The following is a 25,415-nucleotide window of genomic DNA, read 5'->3' as shown; positions in this document are numbered from 1 at the left end:
GGGTCCAGTGGGGAAACGTTGCTGACGTCCGCCGCGCTCCGTCACTGCGACCTTTCCACCTGAGCCCCGCCCTTCGCCGGGGAGGTGCATGTGATCGGCAGTGAGCGGTGGCGTTACGACGCTGCTCAGATCTCGATCTGGCTGCCGAGCTCGACCACGCGGTTGGTCGGCAGGCGGAAGAACTCCATCGCGCTTTCGGCGTTGCGCAGCATCCACGCGAACAGCTTCTCGCGCCAGATCATCATGCCGGGTTTGTCCGACGCGAGCAGCGTCTGGCGCGACAGGAAGAAGCTGGTGTCCATCATCTTGAAGTCCGCGCCGCAATTATGGACCTGGCGAAGCGCTGCGGGCACGTCGGCGTCCTCCATGAAGCCGTAGCGCAGCACGAGGCGGTGGAAGCCGTCGCCGAGCTCCTCGCGTACCGCACGGTCGTTGGCGGGCCAGTAAGGCTGGCCGACGATCTTCACCGTCAGCAGGATCACGCGCTCATGCAGCACCTTGTTGTGCTTGAGGTTGTGGAGCAGCGCGTGCGGCACGCCGTCCGCGGTCGAGGTCATGAACACCGCGGTGCCGGGCACGCGCGAGGCGGAGCTGGCGGCCGAGCCGATGAACACCTTGATCGGCATGGCGGCCTCATGCATCCGGTCGATCATCAGTTGCCGCCCCTTCGACCAGGTCGTCAGGAAGGTGAAGATGATGAAGCCGACCAGCAGCGGGAACCAGCCGCCCGCCGGGACCTTGGTCAGGTTCGCCGCGAAATAGGCGCCGTCGACGGTGAAGAAGATCGCCAGCAGCGGAATCGCGGCGATCTTCGGCCAGTTCCAGAGGCGGAACAGCACGACACCGAGCAGACAGGTATCGATGAACATCGCGCCGGTCACCGCGATGCCATAGGCGCTAGTCAGGTTCGACGAGGTGCGGAAGAACAGCACGAGCAGGATCACCATCACCATCAGCGCGCCGTTGACGAGCGGGATGTAGATCTGCCCCTCGGTCGATGCGCTGGTATGCTCGATGCGGAGACGCGGGATGAAGCCCAGCTGGATCGCCTGCTGCGTGACCGAGAACGCGCCGGAGATCACCGCCTGCGACGCGATCACCGCGGCCATCGTCGCGAGGATGACGAGCGGGAGCTGGAGGCTCTCGGGCGCGAGATTGTAGAACGGGCTGACGAGTGCGGCCTGGCCGTCGCGGAACAGCAATGCGCCCTGCCCCATGTAATTGAGGATCAGCGCGGGCAGGACGAAAAACAGCCAGGACAGGCCGATCGGCTTGCGCCCGAAATGGCCCATGTCCGCATACAAAGCCTCGGCACCCGTGACCGCGAGCACGACCGAGCCGAGCGCCAGGAAGGCGCGCTCGGGGTCGATGAGGAAGAACTCGACGGCAAAATGCGGCGACAGCGCCCAGAGCACGCCGGGGGTCTGCACGATGCTAAGGATGCCGAGCACCGCAATGACGCTGAAATAGACCAGCATGATCGGCCCGAACACGAGCCCGATCCGCGCCGTCCCGCTCTTCTGCACCCAGAAAAGCGCGATCAGGATGACGATCACGATGGGGAGGACCAGCCCCGCAAACGCGGGAGCGGCCACGGCCAGGCCCTCGACCGCGGACAGCACCGACACCGCGGGGGTGATCATGCTGTCGCCGTAGAACAAGGCGGTCGCGAAGACGCCGAGCAGGATGATGCCCTTGCTCCAGCGCCGGGTCTTGGTCTTGCCCGACACGAGCGCGAGCAGCGCAAGGCTGCCGCCCTCGCCCTTATTGTCGGCGCGCATGATGATGATGACGTATTTGACCGTCACGACGATCATCATCGACCAGAACATCAGGCTGATGACGCCCATGATGTGCGCCGAATCGAGCGCGAGCTTGTGATGGCCGGCAAAGGTCTCGCGAAACGCGTAAAGCGGGCTCGTGCCGATATCGCCGAACACGATGCCGATCGCCCCGAAGGCGAGCTTCAGCATGCCGTCGGAATGATGATGCCCCGTTTCTGGATCGAGGCCTGCGGGTGGCACGGTCGACGCCGCGGCGGTCTGGTCGACGCTCACTGGACGGTGAATCGAACCGGAAGTGCAGCAATCATCATCGAATTTCCGATTTCACCCTGTGCCCCAAGCGCGCGCATTTAGCATGAGGGGTAGAGGGCGGCAACGGCGGCGCCGGCAACGTGGATTAACCCATGCTGATCATACGCGTGTGACGACTTCGCGGATGACGAAATGCGAGGCGAGCCGCGTGACTCCGGGGAGTTGCGACAGCGTCTCGTGGTGGATTCGCTCGAACGTCTCGCCGTGGCGGATCTCGACATGGAGCATATAGTCCGCCTCGCCGCTCATGAGGAAGCATTGCATGACCTGCGGGCACTCGACGATCTCCGCCTCGAACGCCGCCATCGTTTCCTTGCGCTGGTCGCGGAGCGTGACGTTGACCAGGACGATGCTCGGGTCACCGCGCGCAGCCCTCGACAACACGGCGCGATAGCCGGTGATCGCGCCGCTTTCCCGAAGCTGCGCGACGCGGCGATGCGCGGCGCTTGCCGACAGGCCGACCGCGTCGCCGAGTTCGGCGCTGGTGAGGTCCGAATTGGCGGCGAGCAGGTCCAAGATGCGGCGTTCGATTGTGTTGTTCAAGATTTTCCCGCTCTATCGATGCTGGATGCAATAATCTCGTGAATCCGATACTGGCTTGCGACGAGTTTGCGAACCCTTCCCGTCCGATGCACGCTAAATTGCGGCAACGATAATGGAGTGGAATCAATGCGCGTCGGTGTCCCCAAGGAAATCAAGAATCACGAATATCGCGTCGGCCTGACGCCGCCATCGGTCGCCGAACTGGTCGCCGCGGGGCACGAGGTCGTCGTCGAGACGCAGGCCGGCTCGGGGATCGACTTCGAAGACCAGGATTATATCGACGCGGGTGCGACGATCCTGCCGACCGCCGCCGCGGTGTTCGCCAGCGCCGACATGATCGTGAAGGTGAAGGAGCCGCAGCCGGTCGAGATCGCGATGCTCGAGCCGCGCCATTTGCTTTTCACCTATCTCCACCTCGCCGCCGACAAGCCGCAGGCCGAGGGACTGATGAAGTCGGGCGCGACGTGCATCGCCTACGAGACGGTCACCGACCATCGCCGCGGTCTGCCGCTGCTCAAGCCAATGTCCGAGGTTGCGGGCCGCATGTCGGTACAGGTCGGCGCGCATTATCTCGAAAAGGAGCAGGGCGGACGCGGCGTGCTGCTCGGCGGCGTCCCCGGTGTCGCGCCGGCGAAGGTCGCGATCCTCGGTGGTGGCGTCTCGGGCGTCAACGCCGCGCAGATGGCGGTCGGCATGCGCGCCGACGTGACGATCTACGACATCTCGAACGATCGCCTTGCAGAGCTCGACATGTTCTTCTCCAGCCAGATCAAGACGGCGTACGCATCGAAGGCGGCGATCGCCGCGGCGGTGAAGAATGCGCATCTGGTGATCGGCGCGGTGCTGGTCCCGGGCGCGGCGGCGCCCAAGCTCGTCACGCGCGAAATGCTCAAGACGATGAAGCGCGGGTCGGTGCTGGTCGACATCGCAATCGATCAGGGCGGGTGCTTCGAGACGAGCCACGCGACGACGCACGAGGATCCGGTGTTCGAGGTCGACGGCGTGATCCATTATTGCGTCGCCAACATGCCCGGCGCGGTCGCGCGGACCTCGGCGTTCGCGCTGAACAACGCGACGCTGCCGTTCGCGCTGAAGCTCGCCAATCTGGGTGCCGAGGCGGCGATGAAGGCGGACCCGCATCTCGCCAACGGGCTGAACGTCTACAAGGGCAAGATCGCCTATAAGGCGGTCGCAGATGATCTAGGTTTACCTTACGAAGCTTGGGTCGGCTGATCGGGAACGGATACGGAACATGGGTGTTGGACAAAGGAAAGGAATTTCCAATGTCCGACACCCCGAACCCCAAGTCCGAACCCTTCTCGAACGCCGAGAAGGATCCGCACGACTGGACGACCGGCGACGAGAAGATGACCGGTGCACAGGCGAGCTACCTCAAGACGCTGTCTGAGGAAGCGCATGAGGACTTCGACGAGTCGCTGACGAAAGCCGATGCGTCGCTGAAGATCGACGAGTTGCAGTCGAAAACCGGCCGGGGCCAGTAACCCCACCGAATTCCCTCCCCGTCATCCTGGGCCACGCCCAAGCTGACGGGGTCAGGGTTGTACCGCTCCAGCGTCCTGCATCGCCAGAAACCGGTCCAGGAGCGCCAGCCGGGTGGCGATCTCGCCACGATACGAAATGTCAGCGGGCGTCAACGCCAATGCTCTTGCCCAATAGGGGCGAGCCTTCGCGAAATCGCCTGCCCTCACATATGCCAGTCCCAGGAAGAACGGCGGTGCCGGGTGCTTCGGCGCCAGTCGCATAGCCTGCTGGAACGCGAACAACGCCGGCGGCGATACCTGGTTCGCATCATGCGCGGACAGCGCATTGGCCAGCCCCGTCCACAGGACCAGGCTCTTCGGCGCGATCCGGATCCCGCCCAGCAACACTTGCACCGCAGCCCGCCGATCGCCGATCCGGGTCATCGCATCCGCAGCGACGAGATAGGCCGCGGCGCCTGTATAGCGTTCGAGCATCTGATCGCGCAGATCGAGCATCGCGCTGTCGTCGGGCGTCGGCGCCAACCCAGGCGTCGCCGGGTGCCCGGCAAGCGCCGGCTGACCCTGCCAGGCATAGCCCGCCGCGCCCAGCATCAGCGCGGAGGCGACCATCGACCATAGCAGGCGATCGACCTTCATCGCGGCGAGCAGCGCGCAGACCGCCGCCGCGATCACGGCCAGCCAGAGATATCCCATCAGCGTGTCCTCCGCCGAAAGCTCGACCGTGCGATCCAGCCGCCGATGCCGAGCAGCAGGATCGGTGCGAGCCACAGCGGCCAGGTCAGCCCCGACAGCGGCGGATCATAGGTCACGTAATCGCCGTAGCGCGCGATCAACCAGTCGCGGATCGACGCGGGCTTCTCCCCCCGCTCGATCCGCTCGCGAACGAGCGCGCGCATGTCCGCGGCCATGTCGGCATCGCTGTCCGCGATCGACTGCCCCTGGCAGACGAGGCAGCGCAGCGTCTCCATGAGCGCGCGCGCGGACTGTTCCTTTGCGGGGTCGGCGAGCTGGACGTTCGCGTAATGGGCCGGCGGGGTGACGGCCTGCGCGGCGGCTGGCGCAATGCAAAGCAAAAGTGCCGCAAGCACCTCTCCTCCTGCGAGCGGAAGGGGAACTCGGTTGCGCTCGTTCACCGTGCGTCCTTCACGGCCTGGGCGATCTCGGCGATGTTCTCCGGTCGGATATCGCCGATGATCTGCTTCACGACGATTCCACGTCCGTCGATCACGAACGTCTCGGGAACGCCCGACGAGCCGAGCGCGAGCTGGACCTGGCTGGCCCGATCGCTGCCGATCCGCGCATAGGGGTCGCCGTTGCGGCGCAGGAAACCCGCAATCGCCGGTGCGGTGTCGCGGATCGCGATCGCGTCGATCGGTACGCCCATCGCCTTCAGCCGCATCAGCTGCGGCGCCTCGGCGATGCAGGGGATGCACCAGCTCGCGAACACGTTGAGCAGGCGCGGCTGGCCCTGCCGGAACGACGCGCTGGTCAGCCCCGGCTTGCCCGGGACCATCGGCGGCAGCGCGAAGTCGGGGATCGGCTTGCCGACCATCGCCGACCGAACGACCTTCTCCGCCGGCCGGAACAACCCACTCGCCACCACCGCGAACAGCAATGCGAAGATCGCAAGCGGCGCCCAGAGTGCGAACCGCTTCATGCCCATTCACTCCGTATCGCGGCGCGGCGCTCGCGCCGCACGCGGCCGAGCAGCGACAACGCGCCGCCCAGCGCGATCAGCACGCCGCCGAACCAGATCAACGTCACGAACGGCTTCCACCAGAGCCTGAGCTGCCACCGCCCCTGCCCATCAGGCTGGCCGAGCACGGTATAGAGCTGCCCGTCGAGTGCCGTCAGGATGGCGGATTCGTTCGTGCTGGTCGGCGGGTTGGCGAAGAAGCGGAGCTGCGGGTGCAGGATGGTCTCGCTGCCGCCGCGCGTGGCGGTCAACCGCGCCTCGAGTGCCGACCAGTTCTCGCCGATCACCGGCGAAATGCCGTCGAGCGTTACCGTGTAGGGGCCGATCCGGGCGGGCTCGCCGCTGCGCACGGCGACGAGCGTTTCCCTGGTGAACGCGCTGTCCGACGCCATCCCGGCGAGGCTGACCGCGATGCCGAGATGCGCGACGACCATGCCATAGGTGAACAGCGGGGTGCGCGTCAGCTTGCGCTTCCACAGCGGCGCCACGCTGGCGACCGCAAGACCGGCGGACAGCGACAGTCCCGCCCATGGCAGCACGCCCGGCCAGATGAACAGCAGCGCGATCGCCGCCACCAGCGTCGCGCCGATCGGCAGCATCACGCGGCGCAGCACGGCCTTTGCATCGTCACGCCGCCAGCGGAGCAACGGCCCGATTGCCATGATGGCGACGAGCAGCAACGCGATCGGCCCGGCCGTCTTGTTGAAGAAGGGCGGGCCGACCGACAGCTGTACACCGAAGCTCGCCGCGACGATCGGGTAGAGCGTGCCGATCAGGACGATGCCGAGAATGACCGACAAAAGCAGGTTGTTCGCGACAAGCCCACCCTCGCGGCTGACCGGATCGAACGTCGTGCCGGCCCGGACGGTGCCGATCCGCGCGGCGAACAGCGCCAGCGCGCCGCCGATATAGAGCGCGAGCAAGGCGAGGATGAACGCGCCGCGCTCGGGATCGACCGCGAAGGCGTGGACGCTCGTCAGGATGCCCGAGCGAACGAGGAACGTGCCGATCATCGACATCGAGAACGCGACCACCGCAAGCATGATCGTCCACGCGCGCAACCCGTCGCGCGTCGCCAGCACGGTCACCGAATGGAGCAAGGCGGTTGCCGCGAGCCACGGCATCAGCGAGGCGTTCTCGACCGGGTCCCAGAACCACCAGCCGCCCCAGCCCAATTCGTAATACGCCCAATACGACCCCGCGGTGATGCCGAGCGTGAGGAAGATCCAGGCGATCAGCACCCAGGGCCGCATCGCCTTGGCAAAGGCCGGCCCCACGTCGCGCGTGACCAGCGCGCCGACCGCGAACGAAAAGGCGACCGAGAGGCCGACATAGCCGGTGTAGAGCGTCGGCGGATGGAACGCCAAGCCGGGGTCCTGCAGCAGCGGATTGAGGCCGAGACCATCGGCCGCAGCCGGGTTCAGACGCGCGAACGGGTTCGAGGAGAAGAGAAGGAACGCGTAGAAGCCGAGCGCGATCGCCGCCTGCGCGCCGAGCGTCGCGGTGAGCGTGCGTTCGGGCAGCGAGCGCTCGAAGATCGCGACCGCTCCACCGGCCAGCCCGAGGATCGCCACCCAGAGGAGCATAGAGCCTTCGTGGTTTCCCCATGCGCCGGCGAACTTGTAGAGCCAGGGCTTGGCCGAATGGCTGTTCTCGACGACCAGCTTCACCGACATGTCGGAGTCGAGGAACAGCGCGATCAGCAAGGCCATCGCCAGCAACGCGAGCAGCCCCTGGACGATCGCCACCGGCCGCACGGCCGCAGCGACCGCGTCACGGTCGCGCGCGATGCCGATCGCCGCCATCACAAGCTGCAACGCCGCCAGTGCGCTGGCGAACCAAAGCGCGGCCAGACCTGCTTCGGCGATCATTGCTTGGCGTCCGGCTCGAGCGTCTTGGTCTCGTGCATCTTGCCCGCCATTTCGGGCGGCATGTATTTCTCGTCGTGCTTGGCGAGCAGGTTCGATGCGACGAAGTGACCGTTCGGCTCGAACCGGCCTTCGGCGACGACGCCGGATTTCTCGCGGAACAGGTCGGGGACGATGCCGGCGAAAACGACGGGCGTGGTCGCCTGGCCATCGGTGACGACGAAGTGCACGGTGACGCCATCCGCGGCGCGCTTCACCGAACCGCCCTCCACCATGCCGCCAAGCCGCACCGCCCGGCCGAGCGGCAAACCGTCACGACGCACGTCGGACGGCGCATAGAAGAACGCGGCCTGATCCTTGAGCGCGGACAGCGCGAGCAGACCCGCGACCACGACTGCGCCGAGCGCCAGCAGCGCCAGCGTCAGGCGTTGATGCTTGGCCTTCATTTCTCGGCCTTTCGCATCGCCAGATAACTTATCAACGCAATGATGGCGCCGCCGCCCAGCGTCACGACATAGGCGGCAGTCACGAACGGCCAAGGGTTCATGGTCTGGCCATCCGCCGCATGCGGGCTTCGGTCTTGGCGACCGCAAGTATCGTGCGCATCCGCATCAAGACGATCCCAGCAAATACGAACGTGAAGCCAGCCAGCATGATCGGGAGCGGCCACAGGATCGAGCCGGCGATCGTCGATTGCGTCAGGCCGATACTCGGCCCCTGATGCAGCGTGTTCCACCACACCACCGAATAGCGGATGATCGGCAGCAGCACCGACCCGGCGATCCCGTACAGCGCAGGGATCCGCCCGTCGCCGCCGCGGTCCGCATCGGCTTTGGCGAGGGCCATGTAGCCGAGATAGACGAAGAACAGCAGCAGCATCGAGGTCAGCCGGCCGTCCCATTGCCACCACGTGCCCCAGGTCGGGCGCCCCCAGATCGATCCGGTCGTCAAGCAGAGTGCCGCGAACACCGCGCCGGGCAGCGCGATCGCGCGCGCCGCCACGCTGGCGAGCGGGTGGCGCCAGACGAGGAACATGATGCTGGAGATCGCGATCCCGCTCCACCCGCCCATGCCGAGCCAGGCGGCGGGAACGTGAATATAGAGGATGCGGACGGTTTCGCCCTGGAGATAGTCGGGCGGGGTCTGCGTGAGGCCCGCCCAGCAGCCGAGAGCGACCAGCGCGACGCCGGTCCAGAAGAGCGCAGCCGTCATCGGCTTGGCGATCTTCAGGAAGCGCGCAGGATTGGCGAAGGCGTGTAGGGTGGCCACTGGGCATACCCAATATGGCAACATTACGAGGCTGTCACCTCGGACTTAAGCCTCGCGCCTTGCAGAGTAGAGGCATGGGGCCATTCCCGTCACACCCCGTCATCCTGACGAAAGTCAGGATCCAGAGCCGCATAGGGCAGTGCTTCGTCACTCTGGATCCTGACTTTCGTCAGGATGACGGAGGTATTCGAAGCACCGCCCTTTGGCAGGAAGAATGGTCGCCCGGGTTAGCGGCCGATCAGGCGCTTTGCGATCGAGTCCGCCACGTCGGAGGCTGGCTCACCCGAACGGTCGCTCTCGTTCCAGACCTCGATCAGGCGATCGGGGATGCGCGCGATCCGCGCCTTCACCTCGGCCTCGTCGCCATGGCCGAGATATTCAAGGCCGACGTTGATGATCCCGCCCGCGTTAATGACATAGTCCGGCGCATACAGGATGCCGCGCGCATGCAGACGCGCGCCGTCCTCGCGGACACTGAGCTGGTTGTTCGCGCCGCCGGCGACGACCTTGGCCTTGAGCGCGGCGATCGACATCTCGGTCAGGATCGCGCCCAGTGCGTTCGGGCTGAAGATGTCCGCGTCGGTCGTCAGGATCGCCTCTGCGGCGACCGCGGTCGCGCCGAGTTCATCGGCGAGCTTCTGCGCGCGCGCCTCGTCGACATCGGCCAGAGTCAGCACTGCGCCGTCCTTGGCGAGCAACCGCGCCAGACCACCGCCGACCGAGCCGACGCCCTGGATCGCGACGCGCACGCCCTTCATGTCGGTCGCGCCGAGGCCACGCTGTGCGGCCGCCTTCACGCCGAGATAGATGCCGAGCGCGGTGTACGGCCCGGGATCGCCGCCGGCGGCGCCGCTCGCGACCGGCAGGCCGGAGACGTAGCGCGTCTGCGTGGCGATCACCTTCATCCGCTCTTCGGACATGCCGACGTCTTCCGCCGTCACATAGCGTCCGCCGAGCGAATCAACCGCGCGGCCGAACGCTTCGAGCTGCGCCGTCGTGATCACGTCGCCGGGCTTGGCCGCGAGGACCACGCCTTTGCCGCCGCCGAGCTCGAGCCCGGCCATCGCGTTCTTGAAGCTCATGCCGCGCGACAGGCGCAGCGCGTCGGTCACCGCGCGACCGTTATCGGCGTAATGCCAGAAACGCGTGCCGCCCGCGGCAGGCCCGAGCTTGGTCGAGTGGAGCGCGATTACCGCGCGCAGACCCGATTCAGGATCGGTGAAGGCATGAACGCCTTCGTGGTCGTCGAAATCGGGAAGGTCCCAAACCGCTGTCATCGCCGGCTCCTGAGGAGAATAAAATTACCGGGGAGCGAAATATTATTTTCTGGGGCGTTTTACCAGCCCAAAGCGCCCGCGATGGGGGCTTCATTGAAAATACTGCAAAAAATGGGGCGACCGACGGGACTTGAACCCGCAACATCCGGCATCACAAGCCGACGCTCTAACCAATTGAACTACGACCGCCGCGTAGGCGTCGCCCCTAGCGGGGGTCGGCGTCATCCGTCAACCGCCGACTTGCACAAATCTGTCAAAAACGTCCTTCGATCGCGAGCCGGTACCCGTTTGGCCCCGCCACGAACCCGGCCTGTTCGAGCTTCTGGACCGCAAGGGGATCGGACGGACGCAGCGACAATTCGGCGCGGTAGGTGCCCGCACCCTCGATCCGCAGCGCGATGCTTTCCGTCCGGGCCTGGCTTGCCAGCGGCAGCAGAAGTGCGGTGCCGTCGCAGCGCGCGGTGCCGCTGACCGATTGCGGCAACGCGATCCCGCCGACGTCGCCCGCCAGCGTCGCGCGGACCCGACCCTCGGCCGCGTCGCACTGGCCGTCGCGGAACAGGACCGACACGTCGTCGAGATCGAGCGCGGCGACGGGCACCGGTGCGAACAGCCGTCCGGTCGCGACCGACGCGGTCATGTGGTCGACGCCGAAGCCGTGCCGGCTGACGCTCGCCGACCCGCGCAGCGGCTTTGCCGACACCGAGTCCGGCCCCGCGAAGACGATGGTCGCGCGGCCGACGAGCAGCGGCAGCGGCGAAAGCCGCGCGTGGAGATCGCCCAGCGCGAGATCGCCGAACCGTGTTTCGGTGAGCGTGGCGCCCCAGATCGTTCCCGACACGCGCCGCGCGACCAGTCCCTCGTCCCCGATCCCGGTCCAGCCGAGCACCGCGCGCATCGGCAGGAAGACGATCAGCGCGATGAGCAGCATCATCCCGAACAGCGCGGCGGGGCCGGTGCGCAAACGAATCCGCCTCATGCCGCGCGCGCCTTCAGCGTGAGCGCGACGCCGACGGTCTTGTCGCCCTTGTCGGTCATCGCCACCGAATCGACGAGGATGCCGAGGCGTTCGAGCCGCGCCAGCCACGCGACGAGCGCGCCGGGACGCGCCGACTGGATACCGATGCGCACCCGGTCTGCCCCGTCCTGATCGAGCGTGGCGAGCGCGAAACCGGCTTGATCGGCCTCCGCCCGCACCGCGTCGGCGAGCGTGCCGGTCAGCGGCGTCGCGCGGTTCCGCTGGATATCGCGCAACGTCGCGACCTGCGCGCGAGTCTCGCCGAGCCGCGTGACGGCGTTGGCATGGCGTTCGCGCGCGCTCGACAGGCCGTCGCCGACCGGACGGATGATCAGCGCCCACAGCAATGTCAGCACCGCGAGCGCCGCCATGACGAGCAGCAACCGCCGCTCCCGCAGCGAGCGGCCCTCGAACCAGTTACGAAGTCCGGTCATCGTCCACCTCCCGGCCCTGGGCTGATCGTCAGTTCACCCGTCACGCGGCCGGCCACCGCCTGGAACACGCCCGCGCGGACATCGAAGCCCGCGGCCTCAAGCGCACGCTTGAGATCGGTCGCCAGCGCCTCGCGTTCGACCGCGACCGACAGCCGCAGATCGCCGTTCGCCTGGAAATCGAGCGCGTTCACTTCGGTGCCGGGCGTCGCGCGGACCGCGGCGAAGACAGCGGCGGTCGTGGTGGTGAAGCCGAGCCCCGGCCCCCGGACGCGCGAGAGACGCTCGTCGAGCTGGCGGGCGGCATCGACCACCGTCTCGCCGCGCGGCAATCCCGTCACCGCGACCGTGTCCGCCTCGGCCTCCAGCGCATCGGCACCGAAGCTGAACTTGGCGATGCGGACGAGCGAGATCGCCAGCGTCACCGCCAGGATCGTCAGCGACAGCAGCGCCAGCCGCCGGATCAGCGCCCAGTCGATCGTGAACCGGCGACGGCGCGCAAACGGCCCCTGCCGCAGATCGAGCGGTGGCGACGCGACGGCCGCGACGATCGCGGCCTCCAGCGTGTCGCGGTCGATCGTCGCTGGCGCGGTACCGCCCGTCACCAGCTCGGTCAGCCGGGCTTCGTCGGCGAACCCGCTGGAGGTGCCGCGCACCACGCCGCTGCCAGCAAGCTGCGCCCGCGCATACCCCTCTTCGGGCCGCGGGAGGAGCATCGGCACGGGAATGACGGCGACCGGATCGACACCTGCGTCGGCCAGCATCCGCAGCCAGTCGCGCATCGTCGCCACGCCGACCACGCCGATCGGCCGATCGCTCGTGCCTTCGTCGCCGACCGCGACATGGAGTTCGGCGAGCGGCGATGCGCTCGCCTCGCTCGCCAGGATGCGCGCGGCCGCGGTCGCCTGCGCCACCGATCGCGACGGCAGCTCCGCCCAGTGCAGCGTGACCGCATCGGCGGGCGCCGCCGCGATCGTCGCGTCGTCGGTCTCGGGGATGCCCTCCCCCTCCCCGACCACGCGCGCGTCGACGACGCGCATCCAGCGATATCCGGTCTCGCCGGCGGGAAGGAATAACAGCGTGGTCATGATGGCTCGCCCCATTGCCGCGATACGAGCTGCGCGGGAAGCCGGTTCGCATCGACAAGCGCGCGTTCCTGCATCTGCGTGCTGCCCAGGGTCACGTCGATATCGAGCGTGAACCATGTCGACTTCACCGTGGCGACGGCACCGGGGGCTAGGTTGGCCGCCCCCTGTAATGCCGCCGCCTTCGTAATCGCGCCGACGTCCTCATAGCCCTGCGGCGGACGACGGAGCAGCATCTGCTGCGCGCTGCCGACCTGGAGCGTGTCGGGATAGAGCATCGCGAACAGCGGCGCCTGTTCGGGAAGCAGCGTGTTCACGTTGATCGGCGACGGCGCGGCGATCGGCAGGGTGCAGATCCAGGGCCTGAGCGTCGCGTAGATCACGGGCGTCATGCCTGCGACCGGGCGGAGTTCGCTCGGGTCGGTCATCAGCGTGCCGGCGGTGCGATAGGGCGTCTCGCGCCCCAGATACGCGCCGTCCTCCGCGCCCATCGCCTGCTGGTCCTGATCGCTGTCGATCCAGTCCGCGGTGCCCGACGCGATCTGTTCGGCGACCTGGACGGGGACGTCGAGCAACCGCATCAGCCGGACGAACTGCGGCCGGATCTCGGGATTGGTGAGATACGTGCCCGGCGCGCCCTGCACCTGTTTCACGAGCCCGTTAAGATTGAAGCAGTTGCCGCCGTCGCGCACGCGCGCGGTCGCGAAGCCGCCGGGGACTGGCAGGCCGAACGGCGTGTTGCTCCAGTTGCCGGCGAGCGTGACTCGCTTTGGGCTCTGCCCGAGCAGGTTGGAGACGCGAGTGAGCGCCATCGTCTCGGCGGCAAACGCATAGGCGCGCGCCTGTTCGCCGGTCGCAGCATTCCCCGCAAGCCGGGTCGACAGTCGCAGCTTCTCGAGCGCGGCGCCCGCCATCACCGCGATGATAGCGACGAGCATGAGCACGGTGAGCAGCGCGGCGCCGCGTTCCTGCCCGCGCGGGATGCCGCCGCGGTCAGGTGCGCGCACCGGGCGTCTCCTGCGAGGGGGTGCCGGCTGGCGGTGTCACGGATGGGCTGGTGTCCTCGGTCCGTGCCGGGACATAGCCGGTGCCGACGAGGAACATCTGGCGGAACTGCGTGCCGTCGTCGCGGACGATGCGGAGCTCCATCGCGTCGGGCAAGGGCGTGCCGCTCGCGCCATCCCAGCGATCGCTCCAGGCGCCCGCAATACGGTAGCGCAGCGCGATCTGGCGGACTCGAGTCAGGAGCGCGGCGGGGGGGAGGCCCTGCGCGCCGTCGACCATCGGGTAGGCGATCCGCTGGAGACTGCCGGCGTCGACGCGGTAGGCGATCTTTTGCAGGCTGGGCCGCGGCGCGCCGTCGATGTTGCTCCAGCCCGCGCGGACCAGGCGGAGCATCGGCGTGACGCCCGATCCGCTCTCTCCGACGAACGCGGGGACGCGAGTCCCGGCCTCGTCGCGGGTGGCGCGGTTGGCGGCTTGGGCGAGATCGGCGGACAGGATCGACATCGTCCGGGTGAGCGCGCCGATATCGTCGAGCTTGGCGCCGGTGCTGCTCTGCGCCCGGACGCTGAACGACAGGATCGCGACGCCCGCCGCGGCGATCATGCCGAAGATCATCAGCGAGACCATCACCTCGATCAGCGTGAAGCCGGCTTCATTGCGTGGTCGCATCACGTCGCGGTCCGGGGAGCGGGGCGGACCATCGTCAGGCGACCGAGCTGCGTACCCGACCGATCGGCGACCGACACGTCGATCCGGAGCACGCGCGATCCGCCGAGCGCGCTGACCTGCCGGGTCCAGGTCCAGGGCTGGCCGCCGTTCGTCTCGACGCCGGTGACTCGCCCCGCGGTCGGGGGCTGTGCGTCGGTCACCGCGTCGATCGCGACGTTGCGCGCGACCATCTGCGCGACCAGCGTCTCGTCGAGAATCGATGCGCCGCGGATCGTCGTGCCTTCGAGACGGACGAGCGCCATCGCGGCCAGGCTGAACACCGCCAGCGCGACCATGATCTCGATGAGGGTAAAGCCCCTCTCGCCCGGATGGGGCTCAGCCCGCATCAGCTCTTACGCTGCCGTCGGCGTCGATATGCACGGTCGCCGCGACGCCGCCGCGATCGAGGCGGATCTCGGCGGGGCGATCGACCAGCCCGGTCGGATCGAACGTCACGCGCATCCGGCCGCTGCTGTCACCGATGCTAGCGCGCGTACCCTCGTTCCAGCGCTCGACGCGCAGCGGTTTCTCGGCGATCGGGGTCCAGCCGCCGGACAGACGCCGGTCGAAGCCATAGCCGCCGCCGCTGACCCAGACGCTGACCGGGCGTGCCTCGACGATTGCGGAATCGTGCGCGGCGCGCGTACGCAGCGCGAACCGCGTGGCCTCATCGAGGACGCGGCCGCGGGGGTCCGGCATGACGAGCATCGCCACGGCCGAGGCAAGACCGATGACGGTGACCACGACCATCAGTTCGACGAGCGTGAAGCCCGTCTCCCGATTACTGCCAGCTGCCGATATCGGCATCGATCCCCTCGCCGCCTTCCTTGCCGTCCGCCCCGAAGGTCCAGACGTCGGCCTCGCCGTGCGTGCCGGGCGACGCATAGAGATACGGGCGACCCCAGGGGTCGTTCGGCAGCTTTTTCAGATACCCGCCACGCTGATAGCGCGAGGGATCGGTGAGGCCGGCGGGCGCGGTGACGAGTGCGTTCAGCCCCTGCGACGTGTTGGGGAAGGTCATGTTCTGGAGCTTGTAGAGCTCCAGTCCGCCCTCGATCTGCGCGATGTCGGCCTTCGCCTTCTGGATCCGCGCAGTGTCGCCCGAGGGCAGCACGTTGAGCGCGACGATGGTCGCAAGCAGGCCGATGATGACGATCACCACCATCAGCTCGACAAGCGTGAAACCCGCTTCACGACGCTTCTTTTTCTCTTCCGGACGCATACGAAACCTCATTGGCCTGCCAGCGTGTTGAGCTGGAGGATCGGGAGAAGGATGGATAGCACGATCGTCGCGACGATGCCGCCCATCACGACGATGATCAGCGGTTCGAGCAACGACAATGCGGTGGCGGTGAAGCGATCGAATTCGCGTTCGAGATAGTCGGCGGCGCGCTCGAGCATCTCGTCGAGGCGCCCCGCCGCTTCGCCCGATGCTGCGAGATAGGTCAGCAGCGGCGGAAAGACGCCCGCGCGGCGCATCGCGGCGGACAGGCTGCCGCCGCCGCGGATCGCCTCGACGATCTGGTCGGAGGCGAGCCGCAGGCGGCGATTGTGGATCGTGCTCGCGGTGAGGTTGAGTCCGTCGAGCAGCGGCAGGCGGCTGGCGACCATCGTGCCCAGCGTGCGCGCCATGCGCGCCGCGTGAAGATCGCGCAGCAGCCGCCCGAGCAACGGGATACGCAGCAGCCAGCCGTCAAAGGCGAGCCGGATCGTCGGATCCTTGAGCGCCTGCCACCCGCCTAGCGCGGCGAGCCCGACGACCAGCAGCATCACCCACCAATAGCCAACCAGAAACGCCGAGAACGCCATCACCATCCGCGTCAGCAGCGGGAGCTGCTGGCCGACCGTGTCGAACTGCTCGACGACCTGCGGCACGACGAACATCATCAGCGCGGTGACGACACCCAGTGCGACCAGCGCGAGGATCGCGGGATAGGCGAGCGCGGTGATCAGCTTGCCGCGAATCTCGGCCTGGCGTTCGAGCAGGGCGGCCAGCCGGTCGAGGATCGTCGGGAGCGAGCCGGAGCTTTCGCCTGCCGACACCATCGCGCGGTAGAGTGGCGGGAAGCTTTTCGGTTCGCGCGCCATCGCGTCGGCGAGGCGACGGCCTTCGACGACGCCGGCATGGACGTGCTGGACGATCGCGCGGACGCTGTCCTGCTCGGTCTGGCGCGTGATGGTGCGGAGCGATTCCTCGAGCGGCGAGACGCGGTTGAGCGTGGCGAGCTGGCGCGTGAACAGCGTGAGGTTCTTGCCCGACATCTTCGGCGTGCCAAGCTGGAGGCCGAACAGCGGGCGGCCCTTGGTCGCCTGTGGCGGGGCGCCGGGGGTGATCTTGACGACGTACAGCTTGCGAGCGTCGAGCGTCGCGCGCGCGACGTCGATGTCGGCCGCGGCGACGTGGCCGCGGCGTTCGGCGCCCTTCGTATCGATCGCGAGATAGTCGAAGTCAGCCATCATCCTCCCCGGCACGGGGAGGGGGACCGCCGCGCAGCGGTGGTGGAGGGGGCGTGCCCCGCGCGTTCCGGCTGTTGTGGCCGTGGGCTTACGGTGGTAGCGGTATACGGCTGGCGGTGCGCGCGGGGTGAGCCCCCTCCACCAGCTGCGCTGGTCCCCCTCCCCGTTCCGGGGAGGATTTGCCGGGCGCTATGCACTGGCTGTTTCCTCGACGACCTCGGTGGTGTCGCGGCGGGATACGCGGACGGCTTCTTCGGCTGTGGTCTGGCCGGACAGGACGAGGTCGCGCGCGGATTGAGCGAGGTTCGGAGACTTGGCGAAGGCGTGCGCGACGATGTCGGACTCGTGGCCGTCGGTGTTGATCAGCCGGCGGATCGTGTCGTCGATGCGAACAGCCTCGAACACGCCGATGCGGCCCTTGTAGCCGGTCTGGTTGCAGTCCTCGCAGCCTTGCGCGACGTAGACGACCGCGTCCGGGGCGATACCGAGCAGCGGCGCGACCGTGTCCGACGCGGGCACGGCCTTGCGGCAGGTGGGGCACAGCCGCCGGACGAGGCGCTGCGCGATTACCGCGCGCAGCGTGGACGCGAGCAGGAAGCTCTCGACCTTCATGTCGCGCATCCGCGTAATCGCGCCGATCGCGTCGTTGGTGTGGACCGTCGACAGCACGAGATGGCCCGTCAGTGACGCCTGCACCGCGATCTCGGCCGTTTCGCGGTCGCGGATTTCGCCGACCATGACGACGTCGGGATCCTGACGCAGAATCGCGCGCAGCCCCGCCGCGAACGTCAGCCCGACCTTCGGGTTCACCTGAGTCTGGCCGACGCCGTCGACCGCATACTCGACCGGATCCTCGACGGTCAGGATGTTGCGGCTGCCGTCGTTGAGCAGGCGGAGCGCGGCGTAGAGCGAGGTGGTCTTGCCCGACCCGGTCGGGCCGGTGACCAGGATGATGCCGTTGGGCTCGCTCAGCGCCTCGTTGAGCAGCGCGAACAAGGCGGGCGGCAGGCCGAGCGCTTCGAGGTCGATGCCGGCGTTCTCCTTGTCGAGGATACGCAGCACCACGCGTTCACCGGCGCGGCTCGGCAGCGTCGAGACGCGGACGTCGAGCAGCTTGCCGCCCAGCGTCAGCCCCATGCGGCCGTCCTGCGGCACGCGGCGCTCGGCGATGTCGAGCCGCGCCATGACCTTGATGCGGCTGACCACGACGGGCGCGACGTTGGGCGGCATGCGCAGCGTCTCGCGCAGCACGCCGTCGATCCGCATGCGGACGACGAGGCCGCTTTCGTACGGCTCGATATGGATGTCGGACACGCCGTTGCGCGCGGCGTCGGCGATGATGCCGTTGATGAGCCGGATCGCGGGCGCATCGTCGGCGGTGTCGAGCAGATCCTCCGCGGTCGGCATGTCGCCCGCGAGCAGGTCGAGCTCGTCGCCCATCCCGACTGCGGCGAGCGCATTGGCCTGGCCGTCCATCGCATAGACGTTCGACAGCAGGCGATCGAACGCGACCTGTTCGACGAAGCCGACGTCGAACGGCCGGCCGAGATAGCGGCGGAGTTCGAGCAGCACCTTGGGGTCCGCGCCCGCGCGCATCGCGATCGTCAGGTGCGAATCGGTATCGGTGTGGTCGACGACGACGCCGAACTTTCGGGCGAAGGCGTAGGGGATGGTAATCTGGGGGAGGTCGACCGCATCACCCCCCCGGCGAAGGCCGGGGTCCAATTGGGCAACGGGTTCGATCGAGGCGAAAGGTTCGCCCGATTGGGCCCCGGCCTCCGCCGGGGGGGTGTCGAGATCGGCGGGAAAGCCTTCGCGGATGATCATTTCTTCGGCCGCACGACCATCGTCGACGTGCGCACGGGCACCGCGACGCGGGGGTCCTCGATGTTGCCGGGGATCGGCGCCGACGGGATCGGCGGCGCAGCGCCCATGTAATCGCGGACGAGCTGGTCGATCGACGGCTCGGCACCCGGATCCTGCAACCCCTGTTGCAGGCGGACATAGCCGTAACGCTGCTCGGTCAGCTTGCGGCTGTCCTCCGCGGTGCGCAGGATCGTCGGGCGGATGAAGATCATCAGGTTGGTCTTCGAGCGCTGCTTCGCCTTCGAGGTGAACAGATGGCCGAGCACGGGCAGATCGCCGAGCAGCGGGATCTTCTCGATCGTGCGGCGCTCATTGTCGTCGAGCAGGCCGCTGATGACCGCGATCTGGCCGTCGTCGACGGTGCGGACGGTCTCGACCTCGCGCTTGTTGAGGATCAGGTCGCTATTGTCGCTCGATACCGGCCCCGCGATCGAGCTGACTTCGAGGCGCAGGTTGAGCTTGACCGTGCCGCTCGAGTTCACCTGCGGCCGGACGGTCAGCTCGATGCCGACATTCTGGCGCTGCGTGGTGCGGAACGCGTTGTCGAAATTGGTGCTGAGCGCCTGCCCCGTGGTGATCGGGATTTCCTGCCCGACCAGGCTGTGCGCCTCCTGATTGTCGAGCGTGACGAGGTGCGGCACCTGGAGCAGGTTGGAGGTCGTGTCGCTCTTCACCGCGTTGATGATCGCGCCGAAGAACGTGCTGCCGATCTTGCCGCCGAAACCGCCAAAGCCGCCGGCTGCCGCGAGGATCGAGGCGATCGCCGATTGTTGCAGCGTCTCGGCGGCGGGGCTCGTCGTTTCGGTAACCGTCGTGCTGCCATCGGTATTGGTAGTCGTCGTGCTTGAGGTGTTGAGCTGCGTCGCGCCGATCGCGCCGGCGATCTGGAGGATGTTGGGCGCGGAGTTCGAGAAGGTCGACGCGCCGAACGCGCCGCCACTGGGATCACCGACGATGAACTGCGCGCCGAGCGTCTTGGCGGTCGAATCGGAAACCTCCGCGACTATCGCCTCGACCAGCACCTGTTCGCGGCGGGTATCGAGCTGGCGGACGACCTCGTTGAGCTGGCGCTGGATCTCGGCGGGGGCGGCGATGACGATCGCGTTGGCGCCGGCAAAGCGCGTGACGACCGCGGCGGTCTTGCCCCCGGCCGCGGTGATCGCGGGTTGGCCCGAGCCCGCAGAGCCGCCCGAGCTCGGGATCTGCTGATTGATCTGTGGCTGCGAGATGTTCGACTGGCCACCGGATGCGCCGTTGGTGCTGTTCGATCCGAAATTCGAGCGCGACAGGGCGGTCTGGACGGGCTGCGTCGGGGTCTGCCCGACGAGTTCCTGGAGGACCGGCAGCAACTGTTCCGCATCGGCATTCTCGAGGAAAACGACCTTGATCTCGGTGCCGTTGCGCGCCTTCTGGTCGAGGTCGGCGGCGACCTGCGCGAGGCGCGCGACGGTGGTCGGATCGCCGCGCAGCGCGACCGCGTTCGAGCCCTCGACCGCGACGACCGAGGCGCTCGGGCCGGTCGCGGCGGCACCGCCCTGCCCGCCGCCGGTGCCCGTGCCGATCAGCCCCTGGAGCGCGGTGGCGATTTCCTTCGCGCTCGCATTCTTCAGCGCGACGACGCGGGTCGACGAGGTGTCGGCGTCGATCCGGCGCAGGACCTCGCGGATCCGGCGGATATTATCGGCGAAATCGACGACGACGAGGCTGTTGCCGCCGCGGTTCGCGCTGACCGAGCCTTGCGCGCTGACGAGCGGGCGGACGGTTTCGACCGCGGACTGCGCATCGATCGCGCGGAGGCGGACGATCTCGGTGACATAGCTGTTGCGCGCGGCGCCCGCGACGCCGATCCGGCTGGGCTGCGACGCGGCGTTGTCGAGCGGCTGCACGCGGAAGGCACCGCCCGAGGTCGGCACCGCGATCAGGCCGTTGGCGCGCAACGTCGAGAGGAAGACCTCGAAATATTCGGAGCGCGACAGCGGGCGATCGGTGACCACGGTCACCTTGCCCGCGACGCGGTTGTCGATGATGAACGTGCGGCCGGTGACCTTCGCGGCATCGGCGATGAACGCGCGGATATCCGCGTCGCGAACGTTGAGCGTGGTCTGCGCATGGACGCCAGCCGCCAACGCGAGCGCGACGACCGGACCGAGAAGAAGCTTTTTCATTGGGCCGTTTTCATTTGGGGGGCGCGATCGTGATGGCGAGCGGCAGGGTATCCTCGCCGCGTTCTACGGTGATGGGGACGTTGCCGCCGCCCGCGAAATCCTTGGCGATCCGGTCGAGATCGCCGGGGCCCGAGACGGGGCGACCGCCGATCGAGGTCACGACGTCGCCGTCCTTGAGCCCCGCCGCGCGGAAGGCGGCGCTCGACCCTTGCGCGCGGACGGTGAGCCCGCTGATCCGGCCGCCATCGATGCGCGGGATGAACCCGATCTCGGTGCGCAGTTGCGCGACCGGGATACCGATTGCGGGGGATGCAGCCCCAGCGGGTGCTGCACCGGGGACGACCGGCGTGACGGCGCCGGACTGGTCAAGGAACAGATCCTCGTCTGCGCCGCCGCGATCGATCGTGACGTGATCGAACGCGACCGCCTTGAGGCGCACGCCGGGCTGGATCTCGTCGCCGATCGCCACGCTCTGCTGGACGCCGTCGGGGCCCGCGATGATCGCGGAACTGCGCCCCATCGCCTCGTCCATGCGCGTGCCGAACAGCGTGAGTTGCAGCGACGTTACGGTGGCGGGCTGACCCGCGGCACCCCCGAGACGGAAAAACGGATCGAAGCCGCGCAGGATGTCGGCGGGCGCACCGACCACCATCGGCGTGGCCGGGCGCCAGTCGCCGAGCGGCGTGATCGGTGTCACGATCGTCCAGGCCAGCCGCGCGCACTGCACCGCAAGCCCGGCCAGCAGCGCGAGTTCGACGACACTATAGACATTCACGACCGGCATACGCCGCAAGATACGGCGCGCCCGCGCGTCCAGCTTCAATCGCATGCGCGATCCACCCCAATTCCCCGCATCTCGTCGCGTAGGCATGCCATGTTACAATTCCGCGTCAATGCCTTGCGCGTCGTCGGCGCCGATTCCGCGGGGTGGCGCAATGCCGTCCGGCTTGGCAGAAGACGCGGATGTCCGAGCATCTTCCCACCAGCGGCTCCGGCCTGCCCCCCGAACCGATCATCGCACGACTGTCCGTACCGGGCGTGCAACGCGTGCCGAGCGCGAAGCTCGACCTGTTCGTGCGCCGCGATTTCCTGCCGGCGGACCTGTGCGCGGCGTTGATCGAGCGGATCGATGCGGTGCGACGACCGTCGACGATCTCCGATTCGAACGGCGATGCGAGCTATCGGACGAGCGAGACGGGCGACCTGTCCGCGACCGACCCGGTGGTCATCGAGGTCGAACGCCGGATCCTCGCGCTGACCGGGCTCGACCCGGCGCATGGCGAGCCGTTGCAGGGGCAGCGCTACGCGGTCGGGCAGGAGTTCAAGGGACACACCGATTATTTCGAGCCGAACGGCGTCGACTATCAGCGTTATTGCGGGGTTGCGGGCAACCGGACATGGACCGTCATGGTCTATCTCAACCAGCCCGAGGCGGGCGGCGCGACACGCTTCAAGGCGATCGACAAGATCATCCAGCCGGAGACGGGCAAGCTGCTGGCCTGGAACAACCGACGTGCGGACGGATCGCTCAACGCGGCCACGCTGCATCACGGAATGAAGGTACGCGCGGGGGTCAAATACGTCATCACGAAATGGTTTCGGGAGAAGGAATGGCGGTGACGCGCAGCGGCGCTCACCGAATTACACCACCCCGGCAAACCCGGGGTGGTGTAGCAGTACAAGCCCGCCTTAGAACTGGACGCTTGCGCCCAGCGTGAAGACGCGGCCCAGCTTGTAGCGGTTGATGTCGACTTGGGTCCCGTTGTCGAACGACTGATATTCGCGGTAGCCGGTGCCGGTCAGGTTGCGGCCCTCGAATTTCACCTCGATCTGCTTGCCGTCGAACTCGATCCCCTGGCGCGCGACGACGTCGAAGCGGATGCCGGGTTTCTCGATCAAGTCGGGCAGGCGCAGGCCGCTGCCGCCGCCGACCGGACCGCGGTTGGTCACGCGGTTGCTGGCATAGTTGAACAACAGCGTCAGCTGCGACAGGCTCGACTTGTCCTCGATCCCGAGCTGCAGATTGACGAGGTGATCCGACTGGCCGACCAGCGGTGCGCCGTCCTGGAACAGCACGTTGGCGGGGAGCGTCTGGACCTGCGCCCCCGACTGGATCGGGCTGGCGATCAGCGTGTCGTCGGCTTTGATCGCCGAGTGCGTGTAGGTATAGTTCGCGATCAGCACGAGCCGGCGCGTCGCCAGCCAGTCGCCGCCGAGCCCATCGAGATTGACGTATTTCTGGAACTCGGTCTCGCCACCATACAGCTTGGCCTCAGGCGCATTGGCGAAGCCGGTCTGCAGGCGATCGCCGCCGGGGAAGAACGCGACCGCCTCGATCGGGTTCTCGATGCGCTTGTAGAAGCCGGCCAGGCTGAACTTCTGGTCGCGCGCGAAATACCATTCGTAGCGCGCCTCGGCGTTATACAGCTGTGAATCCTGCAGGAACGCGTTGCCGATGAACAGTCGATCGGAGTCGAAATCCTGGTACAGCTGCGGCGCGAGTTCGCGGAACTGAGGACGGGCCAGCGTCTTCGAAAAGTGCAGACGCGCCTGCATGTCGTCGGCAAAATTATAGGTGACCGTCACCGCCGGCAGGAAATAGTCGTTGTTCAGGCGCGTGCTGCCGCGGTTCGCCGATGCGGTCACGCTCTCCTTCGCGGTTTCGTACCGCACGCCAACGGTCGCGCGCAGCCCGTCGAGGATCTCGCCCTCGAGCTGGCCGTAGACGCCGTGGACCTTGAGCGCGGCATCATAGGTCGCCGCGCCCTGGTCCGACGAGGTGTTGCGCAGATAGATGCCGTTGGTCTGCACGGTGTAATCGGACAGCAGGTAATCGGGGCGCAGCTGCGACACCGCCAGCGACAGCCCGGCATTGTTCGCGCCGGCATATTGGAAGGTGTAGCGGCTCGAATCGCGGGTCGTGTCGTTATACGCATAGCCCGCGGACAGCGCGAACGGCCGGTCGAACGGCACGTTCCAGGTGAGGCTCGCCTGCCCCGACCAGAGCTGTTCGCTTAGTTCGCTGAACGCTACCGATGCGCTCTGGAGCCCTGCGAGGCTGTTGACATAGTCCTTCACGGTCGGGCTGTATTCGTAGGTGAACTGGCGCTCGTACGGCGAGTTGCGCTCGGTTTTCGCATAGCTGCCACGCGTGTCGAACGCGAAATTGCCGAACTTGAACTCGCCCGTCAGCTGCGTGTCGATGAGTTGGCGTTCGAACCAGCTGGTGTTCTGTGTGATGAACGCGGGTACGTCATAGGGCGACGGGATGCCGATGTTCGCGGTGTTGCCCTCGCTCAGCCGGCCCTGCTTGACGGTGTCGTGGATATACAGGTTGGTCCAGCGGATCTTGTTCTCGCCGAACTCCGCGCCGAAGCCGAGCAGCCCGTTCACGACCGAGCGGTTGTCCGTGAGGACGGTGCGGAAATCGTTCGTCAGGCCGCCGTCAATGTCGTCGGTCTGCTGCTGGCGGTTGTCGCGCGTCCGCCACGTGTTGCTGATCCCGCCCGCCGCGATCACGCCGAGCCGGGTGCTGCCGATATCGGTCGACGTGCCGAAGCTCGCCTCGCCCGACCAGTTGGCGGGCAGCTGGTTGTTGCGCTGGAGCAAGGTGGTCTTCGCGTTCGACATCGTCGTCAGATCGGCCGAGCTCGGCGACGTGCCGGCCTTGCCTGCCTGCTTGATGAAGCCGGGCACCTTGCGTTCGCCGCTGTCGAAGCCCGCCCAGTCGTTCTTGCCGCCATCATAGACATAGCCGAGTTCGCTGGTCGTAACGGTGTCCGCGCCGAGCGAACCGCCGATCTGGAAGAAGGACTTTTCGGGCACGGCCTTGGTCGTCAGGTTGATGACGCCGCCGCCGAATTCGCCGGGATAGTTCACCGAATAGCTCTTCTGGACCAGCGCGGAGGCGATGACGTTGGTCGGGAAGATGTCGAGCGGCACGACGCGACGCAGCGGCTCGGGCGAGGGCAGCGGCGATCCGTTGAGCAGCGACGACGAATAGCGATCGCCGAGACCGCGGACATAGACGAAGCCATTGCCGACCACCGACAGGCCGGTGACCCGCTGGAGCGCCCCGGCGATGTCGCCCTCGCCGGTGCGCGCGATGTCGGCGCTCGACAGGACGTTGACGACTTCCGCGGTGGCACGGACCGCGTTGGGCACGTTGCGGCCGAGCACGACGATGTCCTCGCCCCCTGCGTTGCCGCCGGGCGTCGAGACGTCGACCTGCTCCTGCTGCTGCTCTTGGGCGGCCTGCGGATCGGCGCGCTGTTCGAGCGGCGTGCCGGCTTGCGGCGACACCACGCTGCCGGCCGGGGCAGACTGCGCGAGGGCCTGCGCCGGGACGAGTGTCGTCGTCCCAAGCAGGACGGAGACGAGAACGGATGACTTCATGGATGCCCCGGCAACAAGAGGAATTCTGGTAAGG

At 67.4% G+C, this 25,415-nt stretch carries 25 protein-coding genes and 1 tRNA gene; 3 read left to right on the top strand and 23 right to left on the bottom strand.

Annotated features, from left to right (window positions below):
* Positions 1–125: 125 nt before the first annotated feature.
* A complete protein-coding gene (locus EV283_RS09405) occupies positions 126–2,024 on the bottom strand; it encodes a potassium transporter Kup (RefSeq protein WP_242615901.1) in 1,899 nt (632 codons plus the stop codon).
* 171 nt (positions 2,025–2,195) lie between these two features.
* Positions 2,196–2,639, bottom strand: coding sequence for an Lrp/AsnC family transcriptional regulator (locus EV283_RS09400; RefSeq protein WP_130324682.1), 444 nt, complete (start codon positions 2,637–2,639; stop codon positions 2,196–2,198).
* Positions 2,640–2,765: 126 nt separating this feature from the next.
* Between EV283_RS09400 and ald the strand changes: the two genes are divergently transcribed.
* Positions 2,766–3,872 (top strand): alanine dehydrogenase, encoded by a 1,107-nt coding sequence (ald, locus tag EV283_RS09395; RefSeq protein ID WP_130324680.1) that lies wholly within the window; start codon positions 2,766–2,768, stop codon positions 3,870–3,872.
* A 50-nt stretch (positions 3,873–3,922) separates the two neighbouring features.
* Positions 3,923–4,141: a DUF3072 domain-containing protein gene (locus tag EV283_RS09390; RefSeq protein ID WP_130324678.1), complete on the top strand. Its 219-nt coding sequence runs from the start codon at positions 3,923–3,925 to the stop codon at positions 4,139–4,141.
* Between the two features lie 51 nt (positions 4,142–4,192).
* Here the strand turns inward: EV283_RS09390 and EV283_RS09385 are convergent, their stop codons facing one another.
* From EV283_RS09385 to EV283_RS09290, 20 genes are all read right to left on the bottom strand, one after another.
* On the bottom strand, positions 4,193–4,834 hold the full coding sequence (locus tag EV283_RS09385; protein ID WP_130324676.1) for a tetratricopeptide repeat protein: 642 nt from the start codon (positions 4,832–4,834) through the stop codon (positions 4,193–4,195).
* Entirely contained in the window at positions 4,834–5,229 is a 396-nt protein-coding gene (locus tag EV283_RS09380; RefSeq protein ID WP_130324674.1) for a cytochrome c-type biogenesis protein, read from the bottom strand. Before EV283_RS09380 ends, EV283_RS09385 begins: the two co-directional genes overlap by 1 nt.
* A gap of 41 nt (positions 5,230–5,270) precedes the next feature.
* Positions 5,271–5,798, bottom strand: a complete 528-nt coding sequence (locus EV283_RS09375; protein WP_130324672.1) for a DsbE family thiol:disulfide interchange protein — start codon at positions 5,796–5,798, stop codon at positions 5,271–5,273.
* Positions 5,795–7,708: a heme lyase CcmF/NrfE family subunit gene (locus EV283_RS09370; protein WP_130324670.1), complete on the bottom strand. Its 1,914-nt coding sequence runs from the start codon at positions 7,706–7,708 to the stop codon at positions 5,795–5,797. Before EV283_RS09370 ends, EV283_RS09375 begins: the two co-directional genes overlap by 4 nt.
* Entirely contained in the window at positions 7,705–8,151 is a 447-nt protein-coding gene (ccmE, locus tag EV283_RS09365) for a cytochrome c maturation protein CcmE (protein WP_056417840.1), read from the bottom strand. The genes EV283_RS09370 and ccmE overlap by 4 nt, the downstream gene beginning before the upstream one ends.
* A gap of 97 nt (positions 8,152–8,248) precedes the next feature.
* Positions 8,249–8,974: a heme ABC transporter permease CcmC gene (gene ccmC / locus EV283_RS09360; protein WP_130324668.1), complete on the bottom strand. Its 726-nt coding sequence runs from the start codon at positions 8,972–8,974 to the stop codon at positions 8,249–8,251.
* A 227-nt stretch (positions 8,975–9,201) separates the two neighbouring features.
* On the bottom strand, positions 9,202–10,251 hold the full coding sequence (locus EV283_RS09355) for a Glu/Leu/Phe/Val dehydrogenase dimerization domain-containing protein (protein WP_107957423.1): 1,050 nt from the start codon (positions 10,249–10,251) through the stop codon (positions 9,202–9,204).
* Between the two features lie 112 nt (positions 10,252–10,363).
* Positions 10,364–10,440: transfer RNA gene (locus tag EV283_RS09350), tRNA-His, on the bottom strand.
* A gap of 64 nt (positions 10,441–10,504) precedes the next feature.
* Complete coding sequence (gspN, locus tag EV283_RS09345; RefSeq protein WP_130324666.1) at positions 10,505–11,230, bottom strand: type II secretion system protein N; 726 nt, start codon at positions 11,228–11,230, stop codon at positions 10,505–10,507.
* Positions 11,227–11,703: a type II secretion system protein GspM gene (gene gspM, locus EV283_RS09340; RefSeq protein ID WP_055878142.1), complete on the bottom strand. Its 477-nt coding sequence runs from the start codon at positions 11,701–11,703 to the stop codon at positions 11,227–11,229. Before gspM ends, gspN begins: the two co-directional genes overlap by 4 nt.
* Positions 11,700–12,788 carry a type II secretion system protein GspL gene (gene gspL, locus EV283_RS09335; RefSeq protein ID WP_130324664.1) on the bottom strand — a complete coding sequence of 363 codons (1,089 nt, stop codon included), beginning with the start codon at positions 12,786–12,788 and terminating at the stop codon, positions 11,700–11,702. Before gspL ends, gspM begins: the two co-directional genes overlap by 4 nt.
* Positions 12,785–13,792 (bottom strand): type II secretion system minor pseudopilin GspK, encoded by a 1,008-nt coding sequence (gene gspK / locus EV283_RS09330; RefSeq protein ID WP_278044208.1) that lies wholly within the window; start codon positions 13,790–13,792, stop codon positions 12,785–12,787. Before gspK ends, gspL begins: the two co-directional genes overlap by 4 nt.
* Positions 13,779–14,459 (bottom strand): type II secretion system minor pseudopilin GspJ, encoded by a 681-nt coding sequence (gene gspJ / locus EV283_RS09325; protein WP_130324662.1) that lies wholly within the window; start codon positions 14,457–14,459, stop codon positions 13,779–13,781. Before gspJ ends, gspK begins: the two co-directional genes overlap by 14 nt.
* A complete protein-coding gene (gene gspI, locus EV283_RS09320; RefSeq protein WP_130324660.1) occupies positions 14,459–14,845 on the bottom strand; it encodes a type II secretion system minor pseudopilin GspI in 387 nt (128 codons plus the stop codon). The genes gspJ and gspI overlap by 1 nt, the downstream gene beginning before the upstream one ends.
* On the bottom strand, positions 14,835–15,305 hold the full coding sequence (locus tag EV283_RS09315) for a GspH/FimT family pseudopilin (RefSeq protein ID WP_130324658.1): 471 nt from the start codon (positions 15,303–15,305) through the stop codon (positions 14,835–14,837). Before EV283_RS09315 ends, gspI begins: the two co-directional genes overlap by 11 nt.
* The gene (gspG, locus tag EV283_RS09310; RefSeq protein ID WP_031395041.1) at positions 15,280–15,720 is read right to left on the bottom strand and encodes a type II secretion system major pseudopilin GspG; all 441 of its coding nucleotides are present in this window, start codon (positions 15,718–15,720) and stop codon (positions 15,280–15,282) included. The genes EV283_RS09315 and gspG overlap by 26 nt, the downstream gene beginning before the upstream one ends.
* A gap of 8 nt (positions 15,721–15,728) precedes the next feature.
* Positions 15,729–16,955 carry a type II secretion system inner membrane protein GspF gene (gene gspF, locus EV283_RS09305; RefSeq protein WP_056418524.1) on the bottom strand — a complete coding sequence of 409 codons (1,227 nt, stop codon included), beginning with the start codon at positions 16,953–16,955 and terminating at the stop codon, positions 15,729–15,731.
* Between the two features lie 189 nt (positions 16,956–17,144).
* Complete coding sequence (locus EV283_RS09300; protein WP_130324656.1) at positions 17,145–18,782, bottom strand: ATPase, T2SS/T4P/T4SS family; 1,638 nt, start codon at positions 18,780–18,782, stop codon at positions 17,145–17,147.
* Positions 18,779–20,986: a type II secretion system secretin GspD gene (gene gspD / locus EV283_RS09295; RefSeq protein WP_130324654.1), complete on the bottom strand. Its 2,208-nt coding sequence runs from the start codon at positions 20,984–20,986 to the stop codon at positions 18,779–18,781. Before gspD ends, EV283_RS09300 begins: the two co-directional genes overlap by 4 nt.
* Before the next feature lie 10 nt (positions 20,987–20,996).
* Positions 20,997–21,770 (bottom strand): type II secretion system protein N, encoded by a 774-nt coding sequence (locus EV283_RS09290; RefSeq protein WP_347400214.1) that lies wholly within the window; start codon positions 21,768–21,770, stop codon positions 20,997–20,999.
* 179 nt (positions 21,771–21,949) lie between these two features.
* On the opposite strand from EV283_RS09290, the gene EV283_RS09285 reads away from it, so the two are divergent.
* Entirely contained in the window at positions 21,950–22,606 is a 657-nt protein-coding gene (locus EV283_RS09285) for a 2OG-Fe(II) oxygenase (protein ID WP_130324650.1), read from the top strand.
* 69 nt (positions 22,607–22,675) lie between these two features.
* On the opposite strand, the gene EV283_RS09280 is transcribed toward EV283_RS09285, so the two are convergent.
* Positions 22,676–25,381, bottom strand: a complete 2,706-nt coding sequence (locus tag EV283_RS09280) for a TonB-dependent receptor (RefSeq protein WP_130324648.1) — start codon at positions 25,379–25,381, stop codon at positions 22,676–22,678.
* Positions 25,382–25,415 lie beyond the last annotated feature (34 nt).

The organism is Sphingomonas sp. BK036 (assembly GCF_004216825.1).
Taxonomy (GTDB): domain Bacteria; phylum Pseudomonadota; class Alphaproteobacteria; order Sphingomonadales; family Sphingomonadaceae; genus Sphingomonas.
The sequence above is the reverse complement of the archived record's forward strand: the minus strand, read 5'-3'. Positions and strand labels throughout refer to the sequence as shown.

Bases quoted from the DNA above. Each gene is read 5' to 3' on its own strand.
- EV283_RS09375 (WP_130324672.1), bottom strand. From the start codon at position 5,798: ATGAAGCGGTTCGCACTCTGGGCGCCGCTTGCGATCTTCGCATTGCTG.
- EV283_RS09385 (WP_130324676.1), bottom strand. From the start codon at position 4,834: ATGGGATATCTCTGGCTGGCCGTGATCGCGGCGGCGGTCTGCGCGCTG.
- EV283_RS09290 (WP_347400214.1), bottom strand. From the start codon at position 21,770: ATGCCGGTCGTGAATGTCTATAGTGTCGTCGAACTCGCGCTGCTGGCC.
- gspJ (WP_130324662.1), bottom strand. From the start codon at position 14,459: ATGCGACCACGCAATGAAGCCGGCTTCACGCTGATCGAGGTGATGGTC.
- EV283_RS09370 (WP_130324670.1), bottom strand. From the start codon at position 7,708: ATGATCGCCGAAGCAGGTCTGGCCGCGCTTTGGTTCGCCAGCGCACTG.
- gspI (WP_130324660.1), bottom strand. From the start codon at position 14,845: ATGCGGGCTGAGCCCCATCCGGGCGAGAGGGGCTTTACCCTCATCGAG.
- ccmE (WP_056417840.1), bottom strand. From the start codon at position 8,151: ATGAAGGCCAAGCATCAACGCCTGACGCTGGCGCTGCTGGCGCTCGGC.
- EV283_RS09300 (WP_130324656.1), bottom strand. From the start codon at position 18,782: ATGATCATCCGCGAAGGCTTTCCCGCCGATCTCGACACCCCCCCGGCG.
- EV283_RS09355 (WP_107957423.1), bottom strand. From the start codon at position 10,251: ATGACAGCGGTTTGGGACCTTCCCGATTTCGACGACCACGAAGGCGTT.
- EV283_RS09390 (WP_130324678.1), top strand. From the start codon at position 3,923: ATGTCCGACACCCCGAACCCCAAGTCCGAACCCTTCTCGAACGCCGAG.
- gspF (WP_056418524.1), bottom strand. From the start codon at position 16,955: ATGGCTGACTTCGACTATCTCGCGATCGATACGAAGGGCGCCGAACGC.
- gspG (WP_031395041.1), bottom strand. From the start codon at position 15,720: ATGCGTCCGGAAGAGAAAAAGAAGCGTCGTGAAGCGGGTTTCACGCTT.
- ald (WP_130324680.1), top strand. From the start codon at position 2,766: ATGCGCGTCGGTGTCCCCAAGGAAATCAAGAATCACGAATATCGCGTC.
- gspM (WP_055878142.1), bottom strand. From the start codon at position 11,703: ATGACCGGACTTCGTAACTGGTTCGAGGGCCGCTCGCTGCGGGAGCGG.
- gspL (WP_130324664.1), bottom strand. From the start codon at position 12,788: ATGACCACGCTGTTATTCCTTCCCGCCGGCGAGACCGGATATCGCTGG.
- gspN (WP_130324666.1), bottom strand. From the start codon at position 11,230: ATGAGGCGGATTCGTTTGCGCACCGGCCCCGCCGCGCTGTTCGGGATG.
- gspD (WP_130324654.1), bottom strand. From the start codon at position 20,986: ATGAAAAAGCTTCTTCTCGGTCCGGTCGTCGCGCTCGCGTTGGCGGCT.
- EV283_RS09285 (WP_130324650.1), top strand. From the start codon at position 21,950: ATGTCCGAGCATCTTCCCACCAGCGGCTCCGGCCTGCCCCCCGAACCG.
- EV283_RS09315 (WP_130324658.1), bottom strand. From the start codon at position 15,305: ATGCCGATATCGGCAGCTGGCAGTAATCGGGAGACGGGCTTCACGCTC.
- EV283_RS09280 (WP_130324648.1), bottom strand. From the start codon at position 25,381: ATGAAGTCATCCGTTCTCGTCTCCGTCCTGCTTGGGACGACGACACTC.